The sequence below is a fragment of the Bradyrhizobium sp. MI1.7 genome, from assembly GCF_055811795.1.
Map to the genome: position 1 here is coordinate 1 of NZ_JBVVPO010000016.1, position 24912 is coordinate 24912.

A 24912-nucleotide genomic window follows, 5' to 3' on the forward strand; every position below is an offset into this window, starting at 1 on the left:
CAGGCCGTGGCGAGGCCGACGCCGCCACCGCCCGCCGCTCGCCCGGCACCGCCGCCACCGCCTCCTCCTGCAACACCAGGCATTGTGCTCTCCATCGAGGGGCTAATAATTTGAACCGGGCTCCTGGCCCCATCAATCCGGCAACCCAGCTGCTCCTAATCGCTCGACATACAAAGACCCCTGGGGCTCCTTGAACGGACAACGGCGCGCATAGTCCGATACTCTGAAGCCGGGCAGGATGTTCTTATGGTGCTGCGAAACCTGCCGCGCTTCCTCCAGGCGACCAACCGCGACGAGGCTTGCGGCGAGGACGCGCGCGGCGTTTCCAAAACGCGGGCTGAGGGTCAAAGACTTCTTCGACCAGCGAATGGCATCGTCAAACGTTCCGTTCAGATAATGATTTTGGCCGAGCAGGCAGAAATTGAAAAAGGCCTGTTGGCCAAGTGGTGAAAGCCGGATGGCGCGCTCCGCACGGGCAATTCCTGTTGAAGCATCGCCGATGAACCCGGGGGTCCCGCTCCCGAACACCCATGCCCACGAATTGCTGGGGGATATGGCAAGAGCCCGCTCACACAGGTCCAATCCGCTGTCGTAGTCACGAAAGAACATGCTCTTGCCGTGCCCCTGTATCGCGAGCGCGAGAGCATTTTGCGGGTCTCTTTCGATGGCACAATTGGACAGCCGGATCACGTCGGCCGAATCCGCATCGAAATCCGACGACCACCCCTCCGCGATCTTGAAATTGTGCCACTTCGCAGCGAACGCGTACGGCGCCGCGTATTCGGGGTCTTCCTCGCTGGCTTTCTCGAGCAGCCCTTTGGCGCGCGAGAAGCTCGCGAAATCGAATTTGTAGAGCAGCTCAAGCGCCCGCAGGAGATAGTCATACGCATTGAGGCTCTTCGGCGGCTTTCGCAGCGCCCGCTTGATCTCCGCGCGACGCACATAGGCGGCGATCTTCTCAACGACACCAATGGCGATCTCGTCCTGGACTTCGAAAACGTCCGCGAGGTCCGTGTCGTATTTCTCGGCCCACACCACGGAGCCAGTCGCTACATCGACCAGCTCAACCGAAAACCGGAATCGCTTGCCCGATCGGCGAACGTGACCGCTGACGTAATAGCGAACGCCAAGCTTCTCGCCGATTTCGACGGGATCGATCTCGCGCTGACGAAACGGCATCGTCGACCCGCGAGACACCACCAGAAGCTCCTGAATATTACTCAGGCTGACAATGATGTCTTCGACGAAGCCTTCGGCAAAATAGCTGTCGTCGACCTCCGAAGAGCTGTTCGCAAACGGAAGAACGGCGATCGAGGGCAGTTTGGTTCGTCTCGAGGATTTGGTGGAAGCGCCGATCACCGTGCGGCGGTCCACTCCCGGCGAGAGCAGGAGAAAGGCATGAACCGGCCGCGACAGGTTCTTGAGATGAAGCTCACCCAGGTCGTCAAACTTGAATTCGCTCAGATCGGCGACTACTCGCAAAAGGGCCGACGACACCACAACGCCGCCCGCGGGAGCGACAGACTGCAAGCGTGCTGCGATATTGACGCCATGGCCGTAGACATCGTTCAGATCAAAGATGACAGGCTCCCAATGGACGCCGATGCGAAAGGCTATGCGGCGCTCGGGAGGTTGCAAGGTTTCAAGCCCGGTGACTTCACGCTGCAACTCGGAGGCACAGCGAAGGGCATCGAGCGGGCTCTCGAACACCGCGACGAAGCCGTCGCCGGTGTTCTTCACGATCTCGCCTCGTCGACCGATCAAGGCGGGATCGATGACGCTCACGCGAAGAGCCCGATAGCGACTATGCGTCTCGACCTCAGCAGCTTCCATAAGTCTGGTATAGCTGACGACGTCCGCCACGAGGACGGCGCGGAAAGGTCTTTCGAATTCGAGGATCGTACCGACTTGGGAATTAAAGTCCTGTTCGGCAGCACCAACCAACCTCGCACCACTGTCGTTGGCGGTGTTCGGCGACGACGGGGGGACGCTCGTAGGCTCCGACTTCATTGATCCCTCAGCGGCGAATAAAGCCTCTTGCCGAGCAGAGTCTCGTCGTTGAACCAATCTGCAACACGCTAAACGCAATTCGGTTGAGGCGCTACCAAAATCACCCGAATGGCTTGGAGCGGCAGCGCCACAACAAGTCGCGGCGGAGAGTAAAAGGGGTTCTTCGGATTACCTCATCTTGGCGATGAGCGGCTCGCACTGGAATAAGGCACCCAATCAATGCACTCTACCTTTCGAATTCCTTTTGAATTCCTTATGTATTCCTTTTGAATTTCGACAGCATTCGCGAATTTCCACTTGCGCCGGGCCCCGACATGGAAGCCCTCGCGCCGGGCGCGATGGCAAAAGGTCGCGCCGACCGCTTCAACCGCCAATACACTTTGCTGCAGCTATGCAACTGTTTTGCCCTCAGGCGTGTCGACCCCATCTGTAGAGTGGATAGCGAAGGTCGCGGGAAGGCCGAAGCGCACCGATGAGGCCACAGGCCTCATGCGCGACGCGTCCAGATGGCGCCACACTTAAATCGGGACGCTGATATGCGGCATGCCTTGCATCGCGCCTCCGATGTTGACGCGGGCTGGTGCGGGTTTAAGTACGACGACAAATCTTGCAGGGGTGGCGACGTTCGCTGGGCTGATTCCCGTTGACGCCACCAATGCAGGACACATGACGACCTCGCCTCACGCGACCTCGCCCCGCGCCTCAGCGCCCCCTCACCTCGCCATCGTCCTGTTCTCGCTCGCGATGGGTGGCTTTGCGATCGGAACCACCGAATTCGCATCGATGAGCTTGCTGCCGTTCTTCGCTGCCGACCTCGGGATCGACGAGCCGACCGCGGGGCACGCGATCAGTGCCTACGCGCTCGGCGTGGTGCTGGGCGCGCCGCTGATCGCCGTGCTTGGCGCGCGGTTCGCCCGGCGCACCCAGTTGCTGGCCCTGATGGCCGTGTTCGCGCTCGGCAACGCGCTCACCGCGCTCGCGCCGGGCTTCGGCTGGATGATCGCGGCGCGATTTCTGTCGGGATTGCCGCATGGTGCCTATTTCGGCATCGCCGCGCTGGTCGCGGCCTCGCTCGTTCCGCAGCACCGCCGTTCGCAGGCGATCGGCCAGGTGATGCTCGGCCTGACCTCTGCCACGATCATCGGCGTGCCCCTGGCCAATCTGATCGGCCAGGCGGTCGGCTGGCGCGCGAGTTTTGGCTTCGTGTCGGTGCTGGCGTTGATCACGGTCGTGCTGTGCGCCCTGTTCGCGCCGCGCGATGCGGCCGGCCGGTCCGACCCGCTGCGCGAGCTCGGTGCGCTCCGAAACGGCCGCATCTGGATCACGCTGGCGATCGGCGCCATCGGCTTTGGCGGCATGTTCGCCGTCTATACATATCTCGCGACGACGCTGATCGAGGTCACCAAGGTCAGCACCGCGGTCATCCCGTTCTTCCTCGCCGTGTTCGGCATCGGCGCCACGCTCGGCAATCTGTTCGTGCCGCGCTTTGCCGACCGTGCCTTGATGCCGACGGCAGGCGTCATCCTGCTGTTCGCCGCGGTCGCGCTGCTGCTGTTTCCGCTTGCCGCCGGCAATCCCTGGCTGCTCGCGGCCGACGTCTTCGCGATCGGCGCCAGCGTCTCGCTCGGCGCCGTCCTGCAGACGCGGCTGATGGACGTCGCGGGAGACGCGCAGGCGCTCGCTGCTGCGCTGAACCATTCGGCGTTCAACACCGCCAATGCTCTCGGCCCGTTCCTGGGTGGCATCGCCATTCGCGAGGGGCTCGGCTGGACCTCCACCGGCCCGGTCGGCGCCGTGCTCGCACTGCTCGGCTTCCTGATCTGGATCGTCGCCTGGCGCGACGCCAGGTCTGTACCGGTCGCGGTCACCGCGAGCAGGCACGCCGCTCCGCCGGCGAACGCGCCCGCGCGCGCGGCGCCGCCGCTGGCGCCGGATCACCGCAGCCGCGCGAGCGACCCGGTGGCTTGAGCGGCAGCTCAGCTTTGCCAGGGCGTGTTGCGGATGCGCGTACACACGTTTGGCTTGTGGAAGCTGGGATCGTGATCCTGGATATAGTCGAAATTGACGGTCCCGAATGTCGTCTGCGGCTTCTTCAGCGCTGAGCAGGTCTGCACCTTCAGAAACTCGTTCTTGAAATCGCCGCGCGGGAACGCAGCGATCACCTGATCGCGCTGCTCCGGCGTGTACTCGTCATATCCAACGGCCCCGACGTCCACCACAACTCCTGCCCTCGTGAGGGCGATTTCCGGTCTCATATATTCCGGAATACCGGGTGTGGTGTGCAGCGCAATCGCCTCCCAGACCAGATCGGCCTGCGGCTCGGCGATGCCGCGTGCCCGGAGAAAGTCCCGCGCGGCGTCGGCACCGTCGACCTCAAATCGCTTTGTTTCGGTGTGGTAGTGATCGACCAGGCCGAGGTCGTGAAACAGCGCCGCGACATAAAGCAACTCGGAATCGAATTTCAGCTTCTGACGCAGCCCCTTCATCGCGCCGAACACGTAGACGCGGACCGAATGGTTGAACAGCATCTCGTCTTCGTAGCTGCGCACCAGCTCGGCGGCCTCGCGCGCCAGCTTGCTGTCGGGAATTTTCACGCCGGAAATCACGCTCGTCATTTTCTAACTCCTGCCTTGCATTGACGTCGGCCGATGCCGTTCGTGGCCCGTCAGGCTGTCTTCTCGACGGCGGCCTGCGGCGTCTTACGGAAGCTGATCGCCATACGATTATACGTGTTCATCAGGCCGATCGCGATGGTGAGATCGACGAGTTCGCGCTCCTCGAAGACCCCGCGCGCGGCTTCATAGGCCTGATCCGGCACGCCGGTATCCGCGACGCGGGTCACCGTTTCGGCCCATGCGAGGGCGGCGCGCTCGCGCGCGTCGAACAGATTGCCGGCTTCCTCCCACGCCTGCAGCAGAGCGAGCTTTTCGATCTTCACCCCGCTCTTGAGCAGATCGCGCATATGCATGTCGAGGCAGTAGGCGCAGTTGTTGATCTGGGATACGCGCAGATAGACGAGGTTGATCAACCCCGCAGGAAGATTGCTCTGCATGATGTAGCCGTACACGCCGCCCAGCGCTTTCACACCCGCCGGCGCGATACGGTCGTAGTCGAGACGCCCTGTCATTGTCCTGCTCCTTGATGATCAATGCCCGGCCCTTGTCTCCGCCATAAATGGCCCTGCCCTGGTCCACAAAAAAGCACCAAGAATGCACGAAAATCGTGTACCAAGGGGCATGACCAAACCGCTGCGGCTCGAACTGGATCGATCTGCGAAGACGCCGCTGGCCGAGCAGATCCATGGGGGCATCAGGGCCGCCATCGAGAACGGCGTGCTCGCACCCGGAGCGCGCCTGCCCTCCTGGCAGGATCTGGCAGCCCAGCTTGGCGTCGCGCGGGGCACTGTGCGCGCGGCGTATGAAAAGCTGTCCTCCGCCCAACTGATTGTCGCGTCACGCGCGACCGGCACGCATGTCGCGGATCGGCCGTCCTTTCCCGTTCGCAAGGACAAAGCCCCGGCTCCCGGCTCGTTCATGGAGATGTACCAGGAGCTCACGGCGGGGCCGGCAATTTTCCAGATGGGCGTGCCTGCGCAAGAGACCTTTCCTGCGACGCTGCTCTCAAGGATGCGCGCGCAGGCGGTTCGCGCCGAAATGAGCGCGCCGGCGATCTATCCGGATCCGCGCGGCGAGCTCGACTTGCGGCGCGAGATCGCAGCCTACCTTGCGCTGGCGCGCGGGATCGCGTGCGCGCCGTCGCAGATCATCATCACCAGTGGTTTCAGCGGCGGCCTCGGATTGGCGCTCCGTGTCCTCGGCCCCGAGCCAAAGACGAAGGTCTGGGTGGAGAATCCGGGCTTTCCCTTCACGCGGCACGGTCTCGCGCTTGCAAGACTGTCGATCGCGCCGATCCCGGTCGACGCTGACGGCATCGATGTCGATTACGGCGTGAAACATGCTCCCGACGCGGCGCTGGTTGTCGTGACGCCCGGACAGCAGGCGCCACTCGGATCCACATTGTCGCTGACGAGGCGTTCGCGCCTGCTCGACTGGGCCACCCGACGCAAGGCGTGGGTGATCGAGGATGACTATCTCAGCGAGCTTCAGCTCAAGGGCCGGGCCACGCCGGCGCTTGCCTCGCTCGATCGCGCGGGCCGCGTCATCCACATCGGCTCTTTCAGCAAGACCGTGACCCCTGCCTTGCGGCTCGGCTTTGTCGTTGCACCGGCGGCTCTGGCGGCGCGATTTGCCGAAGCCGCGGCTTGCCTCGCACCGGCGCCCGGGCCCGCGGTGCAGCTCGCGACCGCCGATTTCATGAGCGAGGGCCATTATCTGCGGCATCTCCGGCGCACGAAGCGGGTCTACGCCGCGCAAGGCGATGCATTGCTGAAACAGCTTCGGACGCGCACCGCGAACGTTGCGCTTGCCGGATTGGCAGCGGTCCTGCGGCTGCCGGATGGAGCGCCCGATCTCGCCATCGCCAGGGAAGCGGCATCGTTCGGACTGGCGCCTACCCCGCTGTCGCTGTGGTATGCGTCAACGGCTTCGGCGCGCCCCGGTCTGTTGCTGGGTATCGCCACATCTCCGCAAAAGCGGATCGAGGCTTCCTGCGAGAGGCTCTTCGAAATCATCGATCGTCTGACGTGACGAACGCTGTATTTCGAGACAGCACGATGTGCCGCCCGGCCGAATAAACGCGGGCCGGCATGCCACCGAAAGTTGTAAGCGCGCCGATCATCATGTAACATCGACGTCTATCCTCACCGCGCGTGGCCCAGTCGTTACATGCTTGCCCGTATTTTGTTTCTCGTGGCCATGCTGCTTCCATGCGCGCTGCATGCCGAGGAAACGCCGGCCGAAAATCCCGGATTTGCGCATAGGCTGACGATCTATCTTGCCAAGGGGGCACCGGACGCGTGCGGGCCGGGCTGCGACCGCTGGATCGCCATCGAGGGCGAGATCGATGGGGACGCAAGCCAGCGCATTCGCCGCTTCCTGGCCGGCGTCAAGGACACTCAGCGTCCGATCTACCTTCATTCGCCCGGCAAGAACGTGGAGCAGTCCTACGTCATCGGCCGGCTGCTGCGCAGTCGCAAGGCGGTCGCGCGGGTCGGTCGGACGATCGCGACGGCGTGCGCCGCCGGCACACAGGTGGACGCCGCATGCCTGAAGACCAAGGCCGCAGGCGGCGAGGTCGAGGCGGAGCTCACGACCTACCATGCGATGTGCAACTCGGCCTGCGGTTACCTGTTTCTCGGCGCGACATCACGCGAGGTCGCTCCCGACGCCGCCCTGGCGGTCCATAACTCCAGGCTGGTCCTCGTCTTTCACGGGCATCCGGCGCCGCAGGCGGTCGCGGAATACAGGCAGCGCCGGATCGCGAACGCCGACCGCGACCGCGCTGCGTTCATCGCGGCGATGGGGATCAGCCGCGCGCTCGACGGTCTCATCCGTATCGTGAAGTTCGAAAACCTACATATGCTGACGCGAGCCGAGCTCTATCGTTTCGGAATCGACACGCGACCGTTTGCCGAAGGGATGTGGAGGCTGGAGAAGGCAACGCGGCCGTTCATCAGCAAGATCGCGGTGATGAAGAAGGAAAGCGGCTCTTCGTTCCGGACGATGGAGTGGCGCATGTTTTGCGAAACCAGGAATCGCGTGCCGCTGCTGTTCGCGGGCGAGATCGACGAGGCGAGCGTCGGCAAAAGTACGATCATGATGACGGCGGACTCCGACAAGGACCAGGAGGCCGGCGGGTTTCCGGTGCGAGCCGCGAAGTACGAGATGTGGAGCGGCAGCATCGACCCTGACATGGTCAAGGCGATCATCGCGTCCCGCTCCCTCCATGTCCGGCGGACCACGCCGATGCCGGACGAAAAGGTGGACGTCGCGAAATTCGACATCGACCTGACGGGCCTGGCGTCGATGCGGACGCAGCTTGCGGCGGCGTGCTCGTCGGTCGACGCCAAGCCGAAAGGTCCCTGGCCGGCAAGCCCTTGGCCAGCAACTCCGCTGCCGAACGTCACCGCGCCGCCCTCGGCCGTGCCGTCGCCGTAAGCGCAGGAGCGCCCGATCCTTGTTGGGCGCGCACCGGCAACCTCCTGCCGTTCATCCCTCCGGCACCCCGGCCATGCGCATGCCCTCATACACACGCTCGCGCCCGGCGAGATAAGCCGGATGGTCGCTCGTCACGCGGCCCCGGTAGCGGCGGAGAGTGAAGGTCGGATTGAGCACAAGGCCGGCCTGTGCGGCGGCCCGCGCCTCGTCCGGTGAGCCGAGCAGCGACAGCGCAGCGGCGAGATAGTAATGCGGGAGGGGATGATTTCGGTTGGCCTCGATGCTCCGGCGCAGCCAGGCAACCGCTTCCACGTCGGCGCCGAGAAACAATTTGGCGAGACCGACAAACATGAACCACCGGTAGGCGTAGGAATCGCGAGGAGAGAGGCGAAGCGCCTCGCGGATATGGGCCTCGGTCTCGCTACTGCGACCGAGAAAAAACTTGGCGAGACCGATGAAGGCATGAGCGTCGGCCAAATTGTGATCCAGTGCCAACGCCCGCTCGCATTCAGCGATGGCTCGGGCCGGGTTGCTAAATGATTGGACCAGACCCAGGATGCTACGGGCCCGAGCATGGTTTGGCGCAAGGGACAGAGCCTTGGTTGAGGCTGCCTCGGCCGCCGCCAAGTGCGCTTTCCAGTCGTCGGTGACAAGATTGGCCCCAAGCGCCGCTTCAACCCGCGCCGAGCCGACCAGCGCCTCGATATTGTCGGGATCGAGTGCCAGGGCGCGGTCGAAAAAGGCCTGCGCTTGCGTCATGTATTGCGGGGTCGTCCCATTGTTCTCGTAAGCCCAGCCCTGGAAATACAGGTCCATTGCATCGGGATGGGTTGAACGTTCCGCTCGCCGCGCTTCAACCTGAATGAGCTGGGCATTTAGCGTGTTTGCGAGCCGCGATACGATCTCGTCCTGCATGTCGAACAGGTCGGCGACGGGTTTCTCGAACCTCTCGGCCCATAGGTGATTGCCGGTTTCGGCATCGATCAGCTGAACATTCACCCGAAGCCGATTGCCGCCTCGTTGCACGGAACCTTCGAGCACATAGCGGACTTTCAACTCGCGTCCGACTTGCTTTACATCGACGGCTTTGCCTTTGAAGGTGAAAGCGGTGTTACGCGCGATCACGAATGAGCCACTGATGCGCGAAAGGTCCGTGGTCAGGCTGTCGGTCACGCCATCAACGAAATAGTCCTGCTCGGGATCGCCTCCGAAGTTCGCGAACGGCAGTACGACGATGGAAAGGCGTGGCGCAGGAATCGACATCGCAACTGTCGCGGCATCGGACCGATCTGGATCAGCGGTACCCTGAAACTGTTCACCAGAATCGGCTGTGGGCGCCGCGTCTGCGGACCTCTGCACTTCCTGCACCGTTCCAACGAAACGGAAGCCCTTGCGCTGCAGGGTTTTGATGAGACGCTGTTTTTCGCCGGAATCGCCAATCACACTCCGAGCGACGTTCAGCCGCGTCGTCAGTGCCGCATCGGACACGACACGGCCGTTCCAGATGGTCTTGATGAGGTCGTCCTTGCTTACGACCCGTTCCCTGTTGCGGATCAGGTAGTCGAGCAGGTCGAACACCTGCGGCGCAACCGAGACCACGTGCGCCCCGCGGTAAAGCTCGCGAAGGTCGGTGTCGAATGCGTACTCGTCGAAGAGATACCGCAAGCTGGCAATTCCCTGGGTGGCTTTCCCCCGTCGAACTCTCGCGCCGGTTGCAGCGCAAGAATAAGCCGGCGGTGAAGAGAATGTAAGCAGAATGTCAAGAGCGCCCGCCCATGGCCTGCTACCATCCTCGGGACGGCACAATTTGCTCAGGAAGCAATCCATGAGCACGACCAACGGCTTGCCGTACCGCGCAGCAGTGCCCCGAGCAGCGGCTCAGGATTCAACGTAGGGCCGTCCGCTTGAAGGACTGGCAGCAACGCCACGACGCGCGTCCTCGGAATACAAACATGATGGAGACCGTGATGGCATTGAAGATCACGCGCCGCGCCTTCATCGCAACCGGCGCAGCCACCATCGCTTTGTCGTATCATGATAGCGGGTGGACGCAGACCTGGCCCTCCCGGCCGATCAAGATTGTTTGCGCCTATCCCGCCGGCGGACTTGCGGACACCCTCGCGCGCGTCTACGGCGAATACCTCTCCCAGAAGCTCGGCCAGCCGGTGATAGTTGAGAATAAGGCGGGTGCCAGCGGTTCGATCGCTGCAGCAGCCGTGAAGCAATCGCCACCGGACGGTTACACGTTACTCCTCGCCATCACCGCAACTCTGGTGCAAAGCCGCGTGCTATTTAAGACTTTGCCATACGACGCCGACAAGGACTTCGCGCTCATTTCCAGCATGTCGGCAGGATATCTGCCATTGGTCGCCTATAAGGCGACCAACGCCACCAATTTAAAGGAGTTCGTCGAATACGCCCGCAGGAACGTGACCAACGTCGGGACCTTCGGCGCAGGCTCCTACCCTCATATCGTCGTTGCAGAGCTCAACAAGCAGTACGGGCTGCAGATGAAAGCCGTGCACTACCGCGGCGAAGCGCCGATGTGGCAGGACCTCGCGGCCGGCGTGCTCCAGGCGGCGATGGGGAGTTACGCCAATGCCGTCAACGCGCTGGAATCCGGAGTTGGGAGGGCAATCGCCGTGCAGACGAGGACGCGGAGCAGAAAGCTTCCCGACGTTCCCACATTCTTCGAGCAGGGTGCCGAGTCCGAGCTCTTTGCTATGACCGGTTACGTCTTTCTTGCCGGTCCCATCGGCATGCCGCAGGACATCGTGGAGCGTGTTTCCGGCCTGATGGTAGAAGCTGGCAAGACCGACAAGATACAGAAGCTGCTCGACTCGTACGGCATCGATGAGTCCGCTCAAGGACATGTCGCGTTCAGAAAGCTGTACGACAGCGAAACGCCTCCTTTGTTGGCTGCCGTGAAGGCATTGGGGCTGACGCCTGAATAGCGTGCGGATGCCGGCGCCCGTCCGCCTTGCAGATCGCCGCGGGCCACGAGCGGACCTGTGCGCCACCGGCTGAATGGATGAACCCGTCACCTCAAGAGAACTCAGGGAACAAGCACCGCTGGCATTAGTCCTGTCGGCAGCGGTACAAACTGATTCTGCTGCCCCCGAGCCATCGCCAGGATCGCCAATGCAATTGCGAGGACCGCCAAGAGTCTGGCCATCAATCAAATCCGCTGAAGATCTTGTTGGTACGTACGAGATGAGCTTGGCTTTGCGCTCCTTTGGAAAGGCAACCGTTCGACAGCGACTTGGATCGACCGGTCACACTCAATACATGCATGCTGAAGTAATCAGCACCGTGAACATGTCGACGTCGAACTCGTTCTCCAGGCTAAGCCCGAACCGCTCCAGCCATTTATCCTGAGCCAGGTAGGCCAACTTCTCTCGCGCCTGTGGGCAGACAAATTTGAGCCCTCCAACATTCTGAAGGTGATGGACCATTTCGTGTACCAGGACCGATTGATCGGCTGGCGAAGTGCCGCCCCAATCATCAGGAAGCAGGATCGTTCTCGTCTCGTTGTCGTAAAGTGCAACGACCTCGCGCTGAGCTAGTTGCCCATCGCTTTCCATGAAGCCTTGCGAAGAAGTACGGTCCCTTGCACGCAACCTCGCAAGCTCCATCTTCGACGCAAATTCAACGACGGGACGCTGCTTGATGGCAGGCAGGTCGAAATTCGATGAGAGCCAAGTCACAATGTCATCCAACAGGGCTTCCGCAAGTTGAGCTGCATCAGAATGCAACGAAACCGAACGCGACTCGGCGGACGCGCCGCGCTCCAAAGCATATTCGCAATCGGCTTTAGAGGATGTGGCTAACGTTAGGGAGGCTATCGCCGCGACCAAGAGGAATTGCTTGAACATGACCCTCTCCTCAGAGGCTGTCCGAAAAAGACACTCTTCAAAAAATCAGTCGGCAATTGAATGGCTGGAACATAGCATTCGCCTGGCCATGTCGTTGTGAACCCATTCACACCCAAAGAACTCACAACGCCGCCGGTCACCGAACATGCGGGCGAGCGGCGTGCCTCGTACTTCACCGGGACACCGGCCGGCCGTTCAGCAGACGACGGAACCACGTCGCTAGGGCGTGGTAGCGGACGTGGGCGCCGGGCAAACCGTTCAGAAGACGTTGCTGCCTTCGGCATCCCGAACTGCAGCAATCGAGGCCGTTCGCGGCTGCTGGAAACGAACCTAGTTCGTCTTGACGAACTTGTACGTCCCCTTCTTGTGGCCAATGACCTGACTGATGCCATCGAAGTTGCTCTTGAGAGGGTCGGTGGTGACGACGAGCGCGGCCTGGAGACCTTCGAATTTGCCGGTCCCACCCGTTATGTTGCAATTGTTGGGGGATGCGGGCATCCAGTCGCATTGCTCGAACAACTGGTCGCCGTCCTTGTCGACGTAAGTACAGAACCCGCGAATTTCGGCGGTCTTCGCAGACGGATCCGTCAGGCGGCTGAGCTGACAACGTCCACCCATGTTGTTGAGTACAGGATTTCCCGCCTCGTTTGAGGCTGCCATGGCTTGGTTCATGACAGCAAATTCTCTGCCGCCGCCGATCGCCATCGGCTTGGGAGCAGGAATCGGCGTCGCGGTGAATATGACCGAGACGGGGCCCTCCGGCGGCATGCTCTGAGCCTGGACACTCGTCGTTGCCAGAACCGATGCGACTGAAAGCAATGCGAGGCTTGCGTGCAAAATGGCCATCGTTGACTCCCTTTGAGGTGGCGCAGAGAACGATTGCGGGCAGAGCAGGCTATGCCTTGAGTTATTTTGCGGCCTGCTGCGGCTGGGGCGGCGGCGGTTTGGGGACCGACGTGAGCATGCGAATCTTCCATTGCCCGTCTTCACGAACATCGAGAGCGGTCCAAACAACGGTGAAGTCTATAGGAGCGCCTGTCTCGCTGTTGCCGGTAATGCGAGATTCGCCGGTGACCAGAGCCATGCTTTCTGACAATGACTGAACCTCGGTCGTCTTGACCTCGAGGCGACTAACTCCCGCCTTGAAAGCGTTCTCATAGTATCTGGCATTGTCCACGACGCCGTCTTCCGTCACACGCATATAGTTCTTGGTGTAAAGCGAAGTAATCCCGGCAGCGTCCTTGCTGCTGAAGTACTGCTCGTATGCTGAACCTATCTTTCCAAGTTCTTCCTTGAGATTTTGATCTGACGCAGTCGCAGGAATTGCCGATAGTAACAGCGAGATACAAACAGCTCCGAATCCGCGCATGATGTCACTCCCTACTGTTGACGCCGCTCCAGACGAGACTTGAGACGAGGCCTGCCTCCATCCCCGTGAACTCCCGACGCCGCTGCACTTGAGCCGGCAGCCTCGTTGTTCTCCATGGACAGGAAGTCTCCCTTGATCTGACGCAAGGAATTTTTCTCCGCAGTCAGCGCTGCTCGAAACTTGGTTGTTCGTCTTCATGGTGGCAGCAGAGCGGCCGCGATTCCGCCGCTAAGGTCAGGCGGCCGCACGAAAAGAAAACGGGAGGTCGCCGGTATTTCAGCGTCATCTCGGCCGTCCTGGCCGATCAGGATCAATCCGGCTCCGCCATTTGCCACGTTGAGAACCACGGGCTCTCCGCTCCACGTCTTGATCGGCTGCATTCCCACGATGAGGAATTCACCCATGGGCTGATCGAGATATTGAAGGCGCAATTGCGGACCGACCTCCGCTGCCGCAAGTTCAAAGCCAAGTTGCCGGGCCCGCGCGTAAACGACGGCCAGAGGCACGCTATCGGTTTTAAAGCCGAGCTGGACCGCGGATACCGCCAAAAGCTCCACGTCCATCTTGTTAGAACTGACGGTAAATGCCGGTCGAGCGAGAACTTCCGCGGCCAACCCGCCGATATTGCAACCCACGGCATCCAATGCATTGCGCAACGCGAAGGAGTTGCCAAAAGTGCCGACCGCAATCGTCTTCCAAGTCGGAACGTCGCGGGCGGACCCGATGAGTTTTTGCGGCAAATCAACTGCACGAACTTTGCCGAGTTTCAGTTGATTCTGTAACACGTCGCGCGCCGAGCATTGTCCCCACGCCCTGGGCGCGAACTGAAACAAGGAAGCGGCACAGAGCAATGCAACCATCAAGCAATGGCTGCCCCACCTCGCGTTCAGATGGTGATGTGGTGCGGCACGATCCGCGTGGCTTGTCAGTATGCACATGTCGAAGATCGACTTACTGCAAAATTCAACTGAAAAAAGCCCGCCTCCGAGTCAATGGGAAGAACGGAGGCCAATGAAAAACATCGTCCGACCGCACTCAAAAGGGGGGCCGGAGGCGGGACACGATTGGCTCAACTATTCCAACTTCAAATAAACGGGCGGCGGTCCGTAAGCCCGATCGCCCGCCGCATCAAACCGAAACGGAATGACGTGCTCAAACGTAGCACCACGAGTCCCTCGGTACAATCAGCAACTCCGCCCACCAGCGTGCATTGCGATCACTCGATCGCGCTTCGCCGCGAACACCACTCTGAGGCCGCAGTCGTTTGTCATAGGTCACAAGCCGCGACTGTTCGCCGCAAGCTCATCGGCGACAATCGCGCGATCGCGCCATCGCGCGTCCGTCGGCCGCGCCCTCGCCCGCATCGCCACTCCGTATTTCACCGGGCAACGTGACGATCCCTGTGCCTATCACAATCGACCGCGCGCAGACGCCGGAGTATTCATCGAGCTATTCTCGGCAGATGGGCTCACATCGTCAGCGTCCGACCTCAAGACGATGAATCATCGGATGAAGAGCTGCTCCATTTCGAGCACACGAGGTTGCAATCCAATGACGATCCGGCGCTGAAGCTCGTCATCTAAACGCCGGTCTCGGGCGTCGGCTCAAGATCGCCTGGCGTCCGCTTTTGAGGGCCAAGCGGAGCGCAGCGATTCGTCAGAGCAACGCCGCTCGTGACCCGTCGGCGGACGTCCCTTGATCTAGATCAACCAGAACGCGGGGCTTCGCCGCTTAGCTGGCTCATCCTCCTTTGCCTGAGTTGGAAGGAGATAGGAAAACACCCGCAGTGGGGCACTACATCGCCCCACTCGGCCAATGCAGCGAATTTTCAGGAGTACCCTTATGCAAAAGCATCTGTTGTCGCTTGCTGCGATCCTGTCGGGTTTGAGTCTCATCGTATCGACATCGACCCCGAGCGCCGCTCAATCGATTTCTGCGGAAGAGGCACAAGCGATCGCTGCAGAGGCGTATGTTTACTTCTATCCGCTTGTGACGATGGACCTGACGCGCAAGCAGCTCATCAATTCCGATCCCAAAACTGCGGCAATAGGCGGCCCTCCCAACACGTTCGACAATATCCAGGCCTACCCGACCGCAGACATGAAGGCGGTGGTGCGGCCCAATTTCGACACGCTGTATTCGAGCGCCTGGCTCGACCTAACCCGCGAACCCATGGTCGTTTCGGTTCCTGATACCGGTGGCCGCTACTACCTGCTGCCGATGCTCGACATGTGGACCGATGTGTTCGCGTCGCCGGGATGGCGTACGACAGGCACCAAGGCAGCGAATTTCCTGGTCGTGCCGCCGGGCTGGAACGGAAACGTGCCGGCGGGCTTCGCGCGTATCGACGCGCCGACGCCTTATGTCTGGATCATCGGCCGCACCAAGACCGATGGTCCTGCCGACTATGCTGCGGTTCACGAGGTACAGAAGGGGTACAAGATCACACCGCTATCTGGATGGGGTAAGCCCCCGGTCGCCGTGACACAGACCATCGATCCCAACGTTGACGTCAAGACGCCGCCGAAGCTGCAAGTCGACACGATGGCAGGCGATAAGTTTTTTGCCTATGCGGCGGAGCTATCCAAAGTCCACCCGCCACACATCACAGATGAGCCGATCATCGCGCGCATGGCGCGGATAGGTCTCGAACCGGGCAAGAACTTCGATATGACCAAAGCCGATGCCACGGTACGGAAAGCTATCGAGGATGCGCCGGCTCAGGCGCAAAAACTGATGGCATGGAAAATCCCAACGCTGGCACGCGTCGCAAATCACTGGTCCATGAACACGGACACGATGGGCGTTTACGGGAACTACTACTTGAAGCGCGCGATCGTCGCGCAGCTCGGACTCGGCGCTAATCTGCCGGAGGACGCGATCTACCCGAACAGTGTTGGCGATGAAAACGGCAAGCCGCTCGACGGCGCAAACAAATACATCGTCCGCTTTGCCAAGGACGCGGTGCCGCCGGTCGAGGCATTCTGGTCAATCACCCTGTATGACGATGAAGGCTTCCAGGTTGCCAATCCACTCAATCGCTTTGCGGTGAGCAGCTGGATGCCGTTCAAGCGCGACGCCGACGGATCGCTCACGCTCTACGTCCAGAATGACAATCCGGGCGGCGATCGCGAAGCCAACTGGCTGCCCGCGCACAAAAGCCCGTTCAACCTCACCATGCGTCTTTATGCGCCAAAGTCGGAGGCATTGACCGGCGTGTGGAATCCACCCGCCATCAAGCGGGTCGATAGTGAAACCGTTGGCCGGCAGCAATGACAATGCCAAGGGAGCCCGGCTGGGCAAGGCACGCGCGGCGCATTTAAAGCGCCCGAGAAGGGGCAGAGTTGATTCCGCTCGCGAAGCCTGAACCAGGATCACGCCGCCGAAGACGAACCTTCATCGAGATCGAACGGGAGGTTCGCTCCTCAAACGTCGCTCGATACATGCCTCTTGGACAGTTTACACAGCTATGGAGGTAGCCCATGCCGATCGTTCAATTTACTCGCTTCAAAACCGACAAGGTCGAGGAAACGGTCCAGATCATCCGGCAGGCGAAGAAAATCTTTGAAAAACACGGTGCCGAGTTTCTTCGGCTCTCCCGTTTCCACACCGGTCACTGGGCAGGAGAGTTGCTGGTTACGACGCGCTACTCCAATTGGGAAGTCTACGGCAAGGTGCAGGAGGCCGTGGCAAAGGACCCGGAGTTCGCGCAGCTGCAGGCTGATGGAATGAAGATTGCCGAACTGCAGGGCCGCAACATCGCCGTCAGCATCGATCTCTAGTCGGGGCGCCGCCCCGCAAACCACAATAAGCGCGGAGGCCGCCGGACATATGCCGGTGGCCTTCCCGATCTGATGACTGCGTTCTACGCCCCGACCGGCGTATAGATCACGAGCTTCAGCGCGGGATCGTCGTTGGCCTGAAAACTCGTGTGCTCGAAATGGAGCACGCCCAGAGTTGGATGAGACATCGTCTTGAGGCCCGAGGCGGTGCTGCGTATCTCGTGGGCTTCCCACCATTTGACGAATTCCGGGCTGCCCTGCCGCAGCCGTGTCAGCAACTCCGCAAAGGCGGGATCGCCGGCCCAGACGTCGTGGGTGGCGCGAAACATCGCGACCATGCGCTTGGCGACCTCCGCCCAGCCCGCGCCGTAAGCCTTGCGCGTCTGCTTGTTGGTCATCATCAGGAGCATCGTGTTGCGATCCTCCTCCGGCAACCGGCCGAACGCAAAGACCTGCTCGGCGGCCTCGTTCCAGGCCAGCACGTCCCAGCGCCGCCCGGTGATATAGGCCGGATGCGGCAGGCTCTCGATCAGCCGCAGGATCGGCGGCGGCACGATCTCGCGCGTGAAGGTGCGCCTGTCGCCGTCGCGCGCCAGGGCCTTCAGGTGCGCGTGCTCGGTCTTGCTGAGGCGAAGTGCGCGCGCCAACGCATCGACGGTGGTGATCGAGGGGCTGACGGTGCGGCCCTGCTCGAGACGGATGTACCAGTCGACACCGATGCCGGCGAGCTGGGCGACCTCCTCGCGGCGCAGGCCCGCGGTGCGCCGGCGGCTGCCCGTGGGAAGACCGACCGTCTTCGGCGTCAGCTTTTCGCGGCGGGACCGCAGGAAGTCGCCGAATTCGATGCGGCGCGGGTCGGCCATGATGTTGTGCTCCGATAGAGGGCCTTTGTAATACTAGGATAATACCAGGCCTTCCTGACCTTTCCAGGGCGGCGCATATGCCTTTTCACCCTACTTTGAGGTGAACATCATGAAAGCTGCAATACTCAAATCCTTCGGATCGCCGCTGGTGATCGAGAATGTGCCGGAGCCGGTGCTCGGCACCGGCGAGGTCATCGTCGACGTCGTCGCCACGCGCGTCCTGTCCTACATGAACGAGGTTTTCAGCGGCGAACGAAACTACGCGCTCGACCTGCCGATCATCCCGGGTCCCGGCGGCATCGGCCGGGTGCGCGCGATCGGCCCGGACGCGACCAAGCTCGCCGTTGGCGACTGGGTGTTCTGCGACCCGACGGTGCGTTCGCGCGATGACATCGTGGCGCCCGATATCGCCCTGCAAGGGCTCACGGCCGCCGGCCCCGGCGGTATGCGTCTGCAACGGCATTTTCGCCACGGCTCCTATGCCGAGCGGATGCGCGTGCCGACCGAGAATGTGAAGCGGCTTGGCGCGATCACGTCCGCGGAAGCCACGCAATGGTGCGCGCTGGGCACGCTGCTGGTGCCCTATGGCGGCTTCCTCGCCGCCAACCTTCAGCCCGGCGAGACCGTGCTGGTAAGCGGCGCCACCGGCAATTTCGGCAGCGCGGCCGTCTCGGTCGCGCTTGCGATGGGCGCGGCCTGCGTGGTCGCGCCCGGTCGCAACGACAGGATTTTGGCCGACCTCGTCCGCCGCTTCGGCGATCGGGTGAAGCCGGTGAAACTCACCGGCAACGAGAGCGACGACTGCGAAAGCATGAAGCGCGCCGCACCGGGGCCGATCGATTGCGTGTTCGACATCATGCCGCCCTCGGTCAGCACGACCGTCGTACGCGCGGCGATCATGACGGTACGCGCTTACGGCCGCGTCGTGCTGATGGGCGGCGTCGGCATGGCGGGCGGCGCGGGCCTCGATCTGCCCTACCCCTGGATCATGCGCAACTGCATCAGCATCCACGGCGTCTGGATGTATCCGCCGGATGCAGCGAGCCGCCTGATCGCACTGGTGCGCGCGGGATTGTTGCGGCTCGACGAATACGCGACGACGGATTTCGACCTCGACCACGTCAACGAGGCGGTGGAACACGCCGCGGCCAATGCGGGACCGTTCAAATTGACGGTGATCAGGCCGTAACGGCCCCTCCGCTGCGGCGATGCGCCGTCGCAGCCGATAGGTCCGACATGTCAAATGGCTGAAAGGCGTCACCCCGATCGCAGCCGGCCCGGGCCGGCTACTGTGCATGGGGTTATTTTCGCAGTTTTTATTATTCGAGCTCGACGACCTGGCCGTTCGACAGCGACACGCGCCGGTCCATGCGGCCGGCGAGCTCCATGTTGTGGGTCGCGATCAGCATGGAGACCTTGGTCGCCTTGACCAGCTGCATCAGGGCCTGGAAGACGTGATCGGCCGTGTGCGGATCGAGGTTGCCGGTCGGCTCGTCCGCGAACAGCACGCGCGGCGCGTTGGCGACCGCGCGCGCAATCGCGACGCGCTGCTGCTCGCCGCCCGACAGTTCCGCGGGCCGATGGGTGATGCGGTCGCCGAGGCCGAGATAGCCAAGGATCTCCTTGGCGCGCTTGACGCTCTCCGACTTCTTCAGGCCGCGGATCATCTGCGGCATCATCACGTTCTCGAGCGCCGAGAACTCCGGCAGCAGCCGGTGCGACTGGTAGACGAAGCCGATATCGGTGCGGCGGAGCTGGGTACGCTCGATGTCGGGCAGCTGCGAGGTCGGCGCGCCGTTGACGTAGACCTCGCCGGAATCGGGCGCCTCAAGCAGCCCTGCGATGTGCAGCAACGTCGATTTGCCCGAGCCCGACGGTGCGACCAGCGCCACCGATTGCCCGGCCCACAGCGCGAGCTTGGCGTTGTCGAGGATCGTCAGCGGCACCTCGCCCTGCAAGTACTGCCGCTTTATCTCGTGGAGATAAATGACCGGTACATCTTCCGCCCCCTGCTGGCTCTCCATCAGCCCCTCACTCGTACCGCAGCGCTTCGACGGGATCGAGGCGCGCGGCGCGCCACGACGGGTACAGCGTCGCAAGGAACGACAGCGTCAGCGCCATGATGACGACCGCCGTGGTCTCGCCGACGTCGATCTCGGCGGGCAGCTTCGACAGGAAGTAGAGCTCCGGCGAGAACAGCTCGGTGCTGGTCAGCCAGGACAGGAATTGCCTGATGGACTCGATGTTGAGGCAGATCACGAGGCCGACAAAGAAGCCGACCAGCGTCCCGACCACGCCGATCGAGGCGCCCGTGATCAGGAAGACGCGCATGATCGAGCCTTGCGAGGCGCCCATCGTGCGCAGGATCGCGATGTCGCTGCCCTTGTCCTTCACCAGCATGATCAGGCCGGAGACGATGTTGAGCGCGGCGACCAGCACGATCATGGTCAGGATCAGGAACATCACGTTGCGCTCGACCTGGAGCGCGTTGAAGAAGGTCGAGTTGCGCTGCCGCCAGTCGACCAGGAACACCGGCCGGCCCGCGGCCTCCGTCACCGCCTTGCGGAAGGCGTCGATCTTGTCGGGGTTGGTGGTGAACACCTCGATCGAGGTGACGTCGTTGCTGCGGTTGAAATAGGCCTGAGCTTCAGCCAGAGGCATGAACACGAAGCCGAGATCGTATTCGGACATGCCGATCTCGAACACCGCCACGATCTTGTAGGGTTTTATGCGCGGCGTCGTGCCCATCGGGGTGACCGCGCCCTTCGGCGCCACCAGCGTCACGCTGTCGCCGGCATGCAACGAGAGCTGGTCGGCCAGGCGCCGGCCGATCGCGACCCCCTGCCCGTCGTCAAAGCCCTCGAGCGAGCCCTGCTTGATGTTCTTGGCGATCGAGGTGAGGTTGTTGAGGTCGTCGGAGCGGATGCCGCGCACCAGGACGCCCGAGGCGTTCCACGGCGAGGACGCCAGCGCCTGGCCGTCGACCACGGGCGCTGCCAGCCGGATGCCCTGGACCTGGCTGAGGCGGTCGGCGACGTCCTTCCAGTCGGTCAGCGGCGATTCCAGCGGCTGCACCAGGATGTGGCCGTTGAGGCCCAAAATCTTGTCGAGCAGCTCTTTGCGGAAGCCGTTCATGACCGCCATGACGATGATCAGCGTCGCCACGCCGAGCATGATGCCGAGGAAGGAGAACCCGGCGATGACCGAGATGAATCCCTCCTTGCGGCGCGCCCGCAGATAGCGCGCCGACAGCATCCACTCGAATGGCGCAAAAGGCGCGGTTTGCTTGGTCTCGGTCATGGTCTCATCCATCGCTCGATAATCCCATGATTCGGGGTCAATTGTGGCCGGATTGGCGGCCGCGATATCGCGCGATGAACAATATTCAGCCGACCAGCCGGGCGACCGCGTCCGCAGGCGACATCGTCTCGCGGGAGCCGTCACTGCGCTTCTTGATCTCGACCTTGCCTTCGGCGAGGCCCTTCGGCCCGATCATGATCTGCCAGGGGATGCCGATCAGGTCGGCGGCGGCGAATTTGGCGCCGGCGCGCTGGTCGGTGTCGTCGTAGAGCACGTCGACGCCCTTGGCGGTGAGCTCGGCGTAGAGCTTCTCGCAGGCCGCATCGACCGCGGCATCGCCCTGCTTGAGGTTGAGAATCGACACGCGGAACGGGGCCACCGCCTCCGGCCATTTGATGCCGGCATCGTCATGGCAGGCCTCGATGATGGCGCCCAGCAGGCGCGAGACGCCGACGCCGTAGGAGCCGCCATGGATCGGCACATCGACACCGTCGGGGCCCGCAACCAGTGCCTTCATCGCATCGGAATACTTCGTGCCGAAATAGAAGATCTGCCCGACCTCGATGCCGCGGGTGTTCACCCGCTTGTCCGCAGGCACTTCCTGCTCGAAGCGCGCGGCGTCGTGCACGTCTTCCGTCGCCGCATAGACCGAGGTCCATTGCTTGATGATTGGTGTCAGGTCGCTGTCATAGTCGACGTCCTCGCCCGGCACCGGCAGGTCCAGCACGTCGCGATTGATGAAAACGCCGGATTCACCGGTCTCCGCAAGTACGATGAACTCGTGGCTGAGATCGCCGCCGATCGGGCCGGTCTCGGCGCGCATCGGGATCGCCTTCAGCCCCATCCGCGCGAAGGTGCGCAAATAGGCGACGAACATCTTGTTGTAGGAGATCCGCGCAGCCGCCTCGTTGAGGTCGAAGGAATAGGCGTCCTTCATCAGGAACTCGCGGCCACGCATCACGCCGAAACGCGGACGCTGCTCGTCGCGGAATTTCCATTGGATATGATAAAGGTTGAGCGGCAGGTTCTTGTAGGACTTGACGTAGGCGCGGAAGATCTCGGTGATCATTTCCTCGTTGGTCGGCCCGTACAGCAGCTCACGCTTGTGGCGGTCGGCGATGCGCAGCATTTCCGGGCCGTAGGCGTCGTAACGGCCGCTCTCGCGCCAGAGGTCGGCCAGCTGGAGCGTCGGCATCAACAGTTCCAGCGCGCCGGAGCGGTCCTGCTCCTCGCGCACGATCTGCTCGATCTTCTTCAGCACGCGGAAGCCAAGCGGCAGCCAGGCATAGATACCGGCCGCCTCCTGCCGGATCATGCCGGCGCGCAGCATCAGCCGATGCGAGACGATCTCCGCCTCTTTCGGATTTTCCTTCAGGATGGGCAGAAAGAATCGCGACAGCCGCATGGCAATACTCTGGGAATCAGTGATCGCCTGCAGTGAAAGCGGATTGGGAACGAAAACACAAGACCGGGAATGAGGAAAAGCCGCTAAGGCGACGAAATTCCTGTCATTTTTCCGTTGCCTTCAGGTTCAGCATGAACTGCACCGGCGCGCTTTAAGGTAGCCCCAGATCGAGCTCGTCCTCCAGCGTGACCTTCTCGAAATCGGTCACCAGCGCGTCGATCCGCACATGCCAGCGGCCCGCGAAGGGAAGCTCGACCTTGCGCACGTGCCAGTAGCCGTCCGGCTCGAGCGAGGCGCCCCGCTCCATCGGCTCGATGCCGCGCTCCGGCAGGCTCAGGGTCAGCGTCACCTCCTTCGCGATCAGCGGCGTGGCCTCGCCGGTCATGAGCTGGAGCACGAAATCGTCGACGCCGGGTTTCCCAGGAGACACCAGAACCTGGAACATCGCCTTGTCGCTGTGGATGTGGATCGCCAAAGGCGTCTCGGGAATGATCGTCCGCGGCGGCGGGGTGAAGCGCCAGCCGGCGACGACGGCAAGGATGGCGAGTGCGATCGCGCCTTCCAGCAGGATCGAGCGCTTGAGCGCGGGCGTCCCTGTCTCGTCCCGGGCCAGGGCCAGGGCCGGTGTCAGCCTGAACCGATTGAGCGCGGCAAGGGCCAGCAACCCCGTGACCAATGCAAGCTTGATCGAGAGGATGAGTCCGTAGCGGGTCTCGACCAGCGCGACCGGCTTTTCGAGTTGAACGATCGCGAGTGCGAGGCCGGTCAAGGCCAGCACGCCGACCGCCAGCGCAGCGATGCGGGAAAAGCGGTTCACGACGGGGAGCGTCGCAGTCGTCGGCTTCGACACCAGCGCGACCAGCGGCGCGAGAGCACCGATCCAGATGGTGACGCCGAGGCCGTGGAGAAAGATCGCCGGCCGGGTCAAAGCCTCCGGCGGGGCCGTTGCGGCGTGCCCGGTCATGGCAAGCGACAGGCCGACGCCGACCAGCGCGATGATCGCAAGAGCGCGCGCGTACCATGCGCTGCGCAGCGCCATCAACGCGAACAGCATCGCAGCAATCGCAACCAGCAGCGCGGGGCCGGCACTGGTCGCGAACGCGACTTTCCAGGGGGCGGCCGTCGCGAGAGCCGCTGGCGGCAGCCCGAGAAGATCCAAGCCTAACACCCCGAGAGAGACAGCGGCGCTCGGAATGCCGATGGCGAGCGCTACGCGTGGAACGGTCATGCCCGTCGTCGACCACGCAACCCAGCGCGCAAAGAACACGCCTCCGACACCGACGAACAGCCCGAGATAAAGACCGACCCGCGCAAGCCAGATCAGCACGTTCAACCCGCGATCGGCATTGGCGGGAGGTTGCGTCCCCGTCGGCATGCCGATCGAGAAGATCACCGATCCCGCGACGGGATGGCCGTCCTGCGAGATCACGCGGTAGCTGACGACCGCAGTGCCCTGCGGCAGGTCTGGCGGCATCACGACCGAGATCGTTTCGCCCGACGCGCTGACGCGCGCATCGTCCCGCGCCCTGCCCGCGCCGTCGATCAAGCGGATTGCACCAGGCGTCACCGCCTCGTTGAAGCGCAGCTCCACCGCCTTCGGCGCGCTCGCAAGCATGCTGCCGCTCGTCGGTTCGACTGCGACCAGCGCCGCATGCGCAGACGCGCCGGTCGTGAAGCCGACAACGCAGAGGAGCGTCGCGAGCGCGGCGAGAAAGCGCATCAGGGCTTTGGCAGGAGCTTCACGCCCGGTGCCGGCGACTTGCCCTCATGCGAATGCCCTGCCCCGTCCGCCGGGATCTCGATCCAGCGGCTGACGCCGGTCTCGCACTCCTGGACGACAGGGAAATACAGCGTCGTGTTCGGCTTCAGGCTGTCTGTCAGGAAGCTGCTGATGACGAACTCGTCGTAATTGTGGTCCGGCAGCTTGCCGCCGGACCAGGCGACCTCCCTGACGCCGGAGGCAAGCTTGTTGCCGTGATAGTCGTATTCATTGGCGTACTTGCCTTCGACGACATCGACGCTCCAGCCCGCCTTCGGCATCGGCTTCACCGCAATCACGCCTTCCGGAATCTGCACCCTGATCTTCACCGTGGGCGAACCCGCGCAGCCGTGAGGCACGGCGAAGACGGCCTTGTAGTAGGAACCAACCGTCGCCTGCTTGGTCTCGAGCGTGATATGCGCCGATGCAGGCGGCACGGCCAGCGCGGCGGCGATCAGGAACAGGCAGGATTTCTTCGACATGTTTGGCCCCT

Annotated in this window: 21 protein-coding genes; 7 read left to right on the forward strand and 14 right to left on the reverse strand. The window is 62.5% G+C overall.

All coding sequences use genetic code 11. The features are described from left to right. Positions 1–132: 132 nt before the first annotated feature. Entirely contained in the window at positions 133–2010 is a 1878-nt protein-coding gene (locus AC0L3X_RS16910; protein WP_135213824.1) for an adenylate/guanylate cyclase domain-containing protein, read from the reverse strand. A 666-nt stretch (positions 2011–2676) separates the two neighbouring features. Between AC0L3X_RS16910 and AC0L3X_RS16915 the strand changes: the two genes are divergently transcribed. After that, on the forward strand, positions 2677–3978 hold the full coding sequence (locus AC0L3X_RS16915; RefSeq protein ID WP_283016663.1) for an MFS transporter: 1302 nt from the start codon (positions 2677–2679) through the stop codon (positions 3976–3978). Positions 3979–3986: 8 nt separating this feature from the next. Here the strand turns inward: AC0L3X_RS16915 and AC0L3X_RS16920 are convergent, their stop codons facing one another. Next, positions 3987–4625, reverse strand: coding sequence for an HD domain-containing protein (locus tag AC0L3X_RS16920; protein ID WP_166341989.1), 639 nt, complete (start codon positions 4623–4625; stop codon positions 3987–3989). A 50-nt stretch (positions 4626–4675) separates the two neighbouring features. Beyond that, entirely contained in the window at positions 4676–5137 is a 462-nt protein-coding gene (locus tag AC0L3X_RS16925) for a carboxymuconolactone decarboxylase family protein (RefSeq protein ID WP_259257335.1), read from the reverse strand. Between the two features lie 109 nt (positions 5138–5246). Between AC0L3X_RS16925 and pdxR the strand changes: the two genes are divergently transcribed. Both pdxR and AC0L3X_RS16935 read left to right on the forward strand, forming a co-directional pair. After that, on the forward strand, positions 5247–6656 hold the full coding sequence (gene pdxR / locus AC0L3X_RS16930) for a MocR-like pyridoxine biosynthesis transcription factor PdxR (RefSeq protein ID WP_283016664.1): 1410 nt from the start codon (positions 5247–5249) through the stop codon (positions 6654–6656). A 138-nt stretch (positions 6657–6794) separates the two neighbouring features. Then, the gene (locus AC0L3X_RS16935; protein ID WP_283016665.1) at positions 6795–8066 is read left to right on the forward strand and encodes a hypothetical protein; all 1272 of its coding nucleotides are present in this window, start codon (positions 6795–6797) and stop codon (positions 8064–8066) included. 51 nt (positions 8067–8117) lie between these two features. Here the strand turns inward: AC0L3X_RS16935 and AC0L3X_RS16940 are convergent, their stop codons facing one another. Then, positions 8118–9731 (reverse strand): winged helix-turn-helix domain-containing tetratricopeptide repeat protein, encoded by a 1614-nt coding sequence (locus tag AC0L3X_RS16940; protein WP_283016666.1) that lies wholly within the window; start codon positions 9729–9731, stop codon positions 8118–8120. A 287-nt stretch (positions 9732–10018) separates the two neighbouring features. Between AC0L3X_RS16940 and AC0L3X_RS16945 the strand changes: the two genes are divergently transcribed. After that, entirely contained in the window at positions 10019–11020 is a 1002-nt protein-coding gene (locus AC0L3X_RS16945) for a Bug family tripartite tricarboxylate transporter substrate binding protein (protein WP_283016667.1), read from the forward strand. Between the two features lie 327 nt (positions 11021–11347). Here AC0L3X_RS16945 and AC0L3X_RS16950 read toward each other — a convergent pair whose 3' ends face one another. From AC0L3X_RS16950 to AC0L3X_RS16965, 4 genes are all read right to left on the reverse strand, one after another. Then, a complete protein-coding gene (locus AC0L3X_RS16950) occupies positions 11348–11941 on the reverse strand; it encodes a DUF6647 family protein (RefSeq protein WP_283016668.1) in 594 nt (197 codons plus the stop codon). Positions 11942–12271: 330 nt separating this feature from the next. Further along, the gene (locus AC0L3X_RS16955; RefSeq protein WP_473316531.1) at positions 12272–12787 is read right to left on the reverse strand and encodes a hypothetical protein; all 516 of its coding nucleotides are present in this window, start codon (positions 12785–12787) and stop codon (positions 12272–12274) included. A 61-nt stretch (positions 12788–12848) separates the two neighbouring features. Next, entirely contained in the window at positions 12849–13310 is a 462-nt protein-coding gene (locus tag AC0L3X_RS16960) for a YybH family protein (protein ID WP_473316532.1), read from the reverse strand. A gap of 194 nt (positions 13311–13504) precedes the next feature. Continuing rightward, positions 13505–14170, reverse strand: coding sequence for a hypothetical protein (locus tag AC0L3X_RS16965; protein ID WP_283016671.1), 666 nt, complete (start codon positions 14168–14170; stop codon positions 13505–13507). A gap of 982 nt (positions 14171–15152) precedes the next feature. Between AC0L3X_RS16965 and AC0L3X_RS16970 the strand changes: the two genes are divergently transcribed. After that, complete coding sequence (locus AC0L3X_RS16970; protein WP_283016672.1) at positions 15153–16586, forward strand: DUF1254 domain-containing protein; 1434 nt, start codon at positions 15153–15155, stop codon at positions 16584–16586. 206 nt (positions 16587–16792) lie between these two features. Further along, the gene (locus AC0L3X_RS16975) at positions 16793–17092 is read left to right on the forward strand and encodes a hypothetical protein (protein WP_063983013.1); all 300 of its coding nucleotides are present in this window, start codon (positions 16793–16795) and stop codon (positions 17090–17092) included. A gap of 83 nt (positions 17093–17175) precedes the next feature. Here AC0L3X_RS16975 and AC0L3X_RS16980 read toward each other — a convergent pair whose 3' ends face one another. Next, positions 17176–17955, reverse strand: coding sequence for a helix-turn-helix transcriptional regulator (locus tag AC0L3X_RS16980; RefSeq protein ID WP_283016673.1), 780 nt, complete (start codon positions 17953–17955; stop codon positions 17176–17178). A 109-nt stretch (positions 17956–18064) separates the two neighbouring features. Here AC0L3X_RS16980 and AC0L3X_RS16985 point away from each other — a divergent pair, with 109 nt between their 5' ends. Further along, on the forward strand, positions 18065–19144 hold the full coding sequence (locus tag AC0L3X_RS16985; protein ID WP_283016674.1) for an alcohol dehydrogenase catalytic domain-containing protein: 1080 nt from the start codon (positions 18065–18067) through the stop codon (positions 19142–19144). A gap of 130 nt (positions 19145–19274) precedes the next feature. Here the strand turns inward: AC0L3X_RS16985 and AC0L3X_RS16990 are convergent, their stop codons facing one another. The 5 genes from AC0L3X_RS16990 to AC0L3X_RS17010 all read right to left on the reverse strand — a co-directional run bounded on the left by AC0L3X_RS16990 (position 19275) and on the right by AC0L3X_RS17010 (position 24901). Continuing rightward, on the reverse strand, positions 19275–19979 hold the full coding sequence (locus AC0L3X_RS16990; protein WP_028153958.1) for an ABC transporter ATP-binding protein: 705 nt from the start codon (positions 19977–19979) through the stop codon (positions 19275–19277). A gap of 7 nt (positions 19980–19986) precedes the next feature. Beyond that, positions 19987–21267 (reverse strand): lipoprotein-releasing ABC transporter permease subunit, encoded by a 1281-nt coding sequence (locus tag AC0L3X_RS16995; RefSeq protein WP_014494909.1) that lies wholly within the window; start codon positions 21265–21267, stop codon positions 19987–19989. 73 nt (positions 21268–21340) lie between these two features. Next, complete coding sequence (gene proS, locus AC0L3X_RS17000) at positions 21341–22660, reverse strand: proline--tRNA ligase (protein WP_283016675.1); 1320 nt, start codon at positions 22658–22660, stop codon at positions 21341–21343. 151 nt (positions 22661–22811) lie between these two features. Next, a complete protein-coding gene (locus AC0L3X_RS17005; RefSeq protein ID WP_283016676.1) occupies positions 22812–24380 on the reverse strand; it encodes a copper resistance CopC/CopD family protein in 1569 nt (522 codons plus the stop codon). After that, positions 24380–24901 carry a YcnI family copper-binding membrane protein gene (locus tag AC0L3X_RS17010; protein WP_283016677.1) on the reverse strand — a complete coding sequence of 174 codons (522 nt, stop codon included), beginning with the start codon at positions 24899–24901 and terminating at the stop codon, positions 24380–24382. Before AC0L3X_RS17010 ends, AC0L3X_RS17005 begins: the two co-directional genes overlap by 1 nt. Between the last annotated feature and the right edge of the window lie 11 nt (positions 24902–24912).